The sequence below is a fragment of the Burkholderia sp. E168m23 genome, assembly GCF_016586125.1.
Lineage (GTDB): Bacteria > Pseudomonadota > Gammaproteobacteria > Burkholderiales > Burkholderiaceae > Burkholderia > Burkholderia orbicola.
Window position 1 is genome coordinate 1 of the sequence record NZ_BCPP01000650.1, and the last position, 4,219, is coordinate 4,219.

The window sequence follows — 4,219 nt, forward strand, 5'->3', positions numbered from 1 at the left end:
GATTCGCGGCCCACAGCGGCGATTCGTTCATGAAGCGGTTGCGGAACAGGATGATGACGAGCGCCGGCACCGCGCCGAAGATCAGCGAGGCGCGCCACAGCCAGCCCGCATGCTCGGCCGGCAGCAGGAAATACAGGCCGAAGATCAGCAGGAAGCACACCGACGACGCGACGTACCACATCGGGCACCACGCGGCGAGCCGCGACGCCTTGTTGCCGCGGCCGTTGAACTTCGAGAATTCCGCGAGAAACGCCATCGCGACGGGCAGGTCGATGCCGACGCCGAGCCCCATCACGAAGCGGGCGCCGATCAGCACCCACACGTTCGGTGCGAGCCCGGCCGCGATCGCCGCGACCACGAAGAACAGCATGTCGGCCATGAACACCTGGTAGCGGCCGATCCGGTCGGTCAGCCAGCCGCCGATCAGGCTGCCGAAGATCGTGCCGATCATGATCGCCGAACCGACCAGCCCGGTCAGCGCGGGCGTCAGCCCGAATTCGCGCGCCACGTCGTCGATGCCGTACGACAGCGTCGTGAGGTCGTACGCATCGAGAAACACGCCGCCGAGCGCCAGCAGCACGATCATCCGTGCGTGGCTCACCGAACTGTCCACCGTATTGATCAGGCGCGCGACGTCGCTGGCCGAGCGGATGGGGGAAGAAACCGGCGTGACTGAGCCAAGATCGATCGAACTCATCGGATTCCTTAGTTTGATGCCGAATGCACGGCAAGGTGATCGTGAAGCCGGGGAACCGGTCAGGCGCCTTCGCGACCATCGCGGCGCCGAGCGCATGCGGCCCCGCTGCGGCCGGGTTCCGGCAGCGGAAATTCTGTTCCCTCGATCCGGCAATCCCAAGCGATATAAACCGATAAATTAATCGGCGTGCGTCATAAAGTTGCGCGGGCGGCGCTTAGCAGCCGCACGCATGTTCAAACGTGGATTTCTTCGTTAACGGATCGCTTGCGCTTCGTTACATTAGCCGGTCACCTGCCTGTTCGCGGCGCGTTGCCGCTCTTCCGGAGAATCCCCGATGAAGCCGTTCTGGTCCCGCGTGTGGCAATCCGCGGCCCTCGTCGTTGCCGCGCTTGCCGGCCTCATGTCCATGCAAGCGCAGGCGGCGACGCCTGCGGAAATCCGCGTCGACTACGCGTACTACTCGCCCGAGAGTCTCGTGATCCGCCACTTCGGCTGGCTCGACGATGCGTTCAAGGCCGACGGTACGTCGATTCGCTGGGTGCTGAGCCTCGGCAGCAACCGCGCGCTCGAATACCTGAACAGCGGCGCGGTCGATTTCGGCTCGGCCGCGGGGCTCGCGTCGGTGCTCGCCCGCGCGAACGGCAACCCGATCCACACGGTCTACGTGTTCTCGCGCCCCGAATGGACGGCGCTCGTGGTACGCAAGGATTCGCCGATCCGTTCGCTCGCCGATCTGAAGGGCAAGAAGATCGCCGCGACGCGCGGCACCGATCCGTTCCTGTTCACGCTGCGCGCGCTGCACACCGTTGGCCTGACGCGCGACGACGTCGAGATCGTCAACCTGCAGCATCCGGACGGCCGCACCGCGCTCGCGAACGGTCAGGTCGATGCGTGGGCCGGGCTCGATCCGCACATGGCCGCCGCCCAGCTCGACGATGGCGCGCGCCTGCTGTATCGCAACGTCGCGTTCAATACGTACGGGTTCCTGAATGTTCGCGACGCGTTCGCCAGCCAGTATCCGCAGGCGGTCGAGCGCGTGCTGAAGGTCTACGACCGCGCACGCCAGTGGATCGGCGCGCATCCGGCCGAAACCGCGCAGATCATTGCCGACGAATCGAAGGTGTCGCTGCCGGTCGCGAAGCTGCAGCTTCAGCGCAACGACTTCAGCGATCCGGTGCCGGGCGACACGCAGCGCGCGGCGCTGAAGGCCGCGGCGCCGGTGCTGACGGCCGAGCAGTTGACCAAACCGGGCGTCGATCCCGCGAAGATCGTCGATACGCTGATCGATCCGTCGTTCGCGCGCCCGATCGTCGCCGCGTCGCACTGAGACCGAGCGTGCCGCCGATGACGGACACCACCGCGCGCGGCGACGCGCTCGCGTCGCACCCGCCCGCTTCGCCGCCTCCTGGAGCCCGACGTGATCCGCTGCGCGCGTGGCGAATCGCTGGCCTCGCACTGCCGTTCGCCGCGCTCGTGCTGCTGGAGATCGTGGTGCGGCGCGGCTGGCTGCCCGATCATCTCGTGCCGGCGCCGAGCGAGATTCTCGATACGCTGGCGCGGATGGGCGTCATCCGGGTCGCACGTCACGTCGGCGCGAGCACGCTGCGCGTCGCGGCCGGGTTTGCGGCCGGCGCCGGGCTCGCGCTCGTCGTCGGCGCGGCGATGGGCCTGAGCCGCCGGATCGACGCGCTGTTCGAACCGACGTTCCAGGCACTGCGCGCGATTCCGTCGCTTGCGTGGGTGCCGGTGCTGCTGCTGTGGCTCGGCATCGATGAAGCACCGAAAATCACGCTGATCGCGATCGGCGCGTTCTTTCCGGTTCACCTCGCGGTGGTCGCCGGCATTCGCGACGTCGACCGCAAGCTCGTCGAGCTCGGCGCGGTGTACCGGCTCGGCCCGCTCGCGCTGTTCCGCCGCATCCTGCTGCCGGCCGCGCTGCCGCAGATCGTCACCGGCCTGCGCACCGGCCTCAGTCTCGCGTGGATGTTCATGGTCGCCGCGGAACTGATCGCGGCCACGCGCGGCCTCGGCTTCCTGCTGAGCGACGGTCGCGAAACCGGGCGGCCCGATCTCGTGTTCGGCGCGATCCTGCTGCTCGCGTTGCTCGGCAAGCTGACCGACGGCGCGATGCGCCGCATCGAGTCGCGCTGGCTCGGCTGGCGCGACGCGTTCGATGGCGCATCGCGCGAGGGCAGGAAATGAGCGCCTCCCCTTCCATCCGCCCGACAGCCGGCATCGCCCCGCCGCTGCTCGATCTGCGGATCGCCCGCAAGCTGTACGGCGATCGCACGATCCTTTCCGATATCGCGTTGCAGGTCGCACGCGGCGAAATCGTCTGCGTGGTCGGCCCGAGCGGCTGCGGCAAGAGCACGCTGCTGCGGATCGTCGCCGGCCTCGACCCGGATTTCCGCGGCAGCGTGACGCTCGACGGCAGCGCGCTGGCCGGGCCGTCCGCGCGCGTCGGCGTGATCTTTCAGGAGCCGCGGCTGCTGCCGTGGCTGTCGATCGCAGACAACGTCGGCTTCGCGTCCGGCGCGCGGGGCGGCCGCGACCCCAGCGTCGAGCGGTTGCTCGACGAGGTTGGGCTGGCCGGCGTCGCGCGGCAACTGCCGGCCACGTTGTCCGGCGGGATGGCGCAGCGCGCCGCGATCGCGCGCGGGCTGTTCGGCGAGCCGGATCTGCTGCTGCTCGACGAGCCGTTCAGCGCGGTCGACGCGATCACGCGGATGCGCTTGCAGACGCTGCTGCTCGACGTCGTCCACCGGCACCGGATGGCCGCGATCGTCGTCACGCACGATCTCGACGAGGCGCTGTATCTCGGCGATCGCGTGCTGATGCTCGCGCCGAACCCGGGCCGCGTCGACGACGAAATCCAGGTCGACGTCGCACGGCCGCGCGACCGGCGCGATCCGTCGCTGGCCGCGCAGCGCGCGCGGCTCATCGATGCGTTCCAGCGCTTTCACGATCGCGCGGCGGGCGACCCGGCAGGCATCCCGATCACGTCGGCCTGACCTCGCCACTTCACTGAGCAGCCGCCGACCGGACGAACGCGGCCAGATCGCGATTGAACCGTTCGGCTTCCTCGATGAACGGCGCGTGCCCGGATTCCGCGTACACCTTGCTGGCGATACGCGGATTCAGCTCAGCCGCGCGGGCCAGCGTCGCGTGCGTATCGACCAGCGCATCGCGACCGCCGTAGAGGAACAGCAACGGCACGCGCGCGTGGCCGAGCCCCGCGGCGGCGAATACCGACATCGTTGGAATGGCCTTTTGCATGTCCCACGACGCCATCGCGGCGTTCGCGAGCAAGCGCTCGAACGTGGCGGTGTCCGGCCGACGGTTGAAGCACAGGCCGACGAACGTGCGCTCGCCGTCGAGATGGGTTTTCAGATCCGGCACGTTCATGTCCCGATACACGTCCGGATGATCGACGATCTGGCCCGGCGCAAGCTCGACCACGCCGTCGACATACACGGCGCCCGCGATCGCGCGATCGCCGTACCTGGCGAGGTAGTTCGAGAT

Annotated in this window: 4 protein-coding genes and 1 pseudogene; 3 read left to right on the forward strand and 2 right to left on the reverse strand. The window is 68.5% G+C overall.

Annotated features, from left to right (window positions below; all coding sequences use genetic code 11):
* The coding region (locus tag JMF90_RS26700) for an MFS transporter (RefSeq protein ID WP_201325631.1) at window positions 1-697 on the reverse strand (697 nt) is incomplete at its 3' end.
* Between the two features lie 334 nt (window positions 698-1,031).
* On the opposite strand from JMF90_RS26700, the gene JMF90_RS26705 reads away from it, so the two are divergent.
* From JMF90_RS26705 to JMF90_RS26715, 3 genes are read left to right on the forward strand one after another with little or no spacing between them, the layout of a single operon-like run.
* Window positions 1,032-2,024 carry an aliphatic sulfonate ABC transporter substrate-binding protein gene (locus tag JMF90_RS26705; RefSeq protein WP_011549911.1) on the forward strand — a complete coding sequence of 331 codons (993 nt, stop codon included), beginning with the start codon at window positions 1,032-1,034 and terminating at the stop codon, window positions 2,022-2,024.
* A 17-nt stretch (window positions 2,025-2,041) separates the two neighbouring features.
* Window positions 2,042-2,899: an ABC transporter permease gene (locus JMF90_RS26710; protein WP_011549912.1), complete on the forward strand. Its 858-nt coding sequence runs from the start codon at window positions 2,042-2,044 to the stop codon at window positions 2,897-2,899.
* The gene (locus tag JMF90_RS26715; protein WP_011549913.1) at window positions 2,896-3,708 is read left to right on the forward strand and encodes an ABC transporter ATP-binding protein; all 813 of its coding nucleotides are present in this window, start codon (window positions 2,896-2,898) and stop codon (window positions 3,706-3,708) included. Before JMF90_RS26710 ends, JMF90_RS26715 begins: the two co-directional genes overlap by 4 nt.
* Window positions 3,709-3,718: 10 nt before the next feature.
* Here JMF90_RS26715 and JMF90_RS26720 read toward each other — a convergent pair.
* Window positions 3,719-4,219: pseudogene (locus JMF90_RS26720) on the reverse strand (alpha/beta hydrolase); the annotation flags it as partial.

Bases quoted from the DNA above. Each gene is read 5' to 3' on its own strand.
- JMF90_RS26705 (WP_011549911.1), top strand. From the start codon at position 1,032: ATGAAGCCGTTCTGGTCCCGCGTGTGGCAATCCGCGGCCCTCGTCGTT.
- JMF90_RS26710 (WP_011549912.1), top strand. From the start codon at position 2,042: ATGACGGACACCACCGCGCGCGGCGACGCGCTCGCGTCGCACCCGCCC.
- JMF90_RS26715 (WP_011549913.1), top strand. From the start codon at position 2,896: ATGAGCGCCTCCCCTTCCATCCGCCCGACAGCCGGCATCGCCCCGCCG.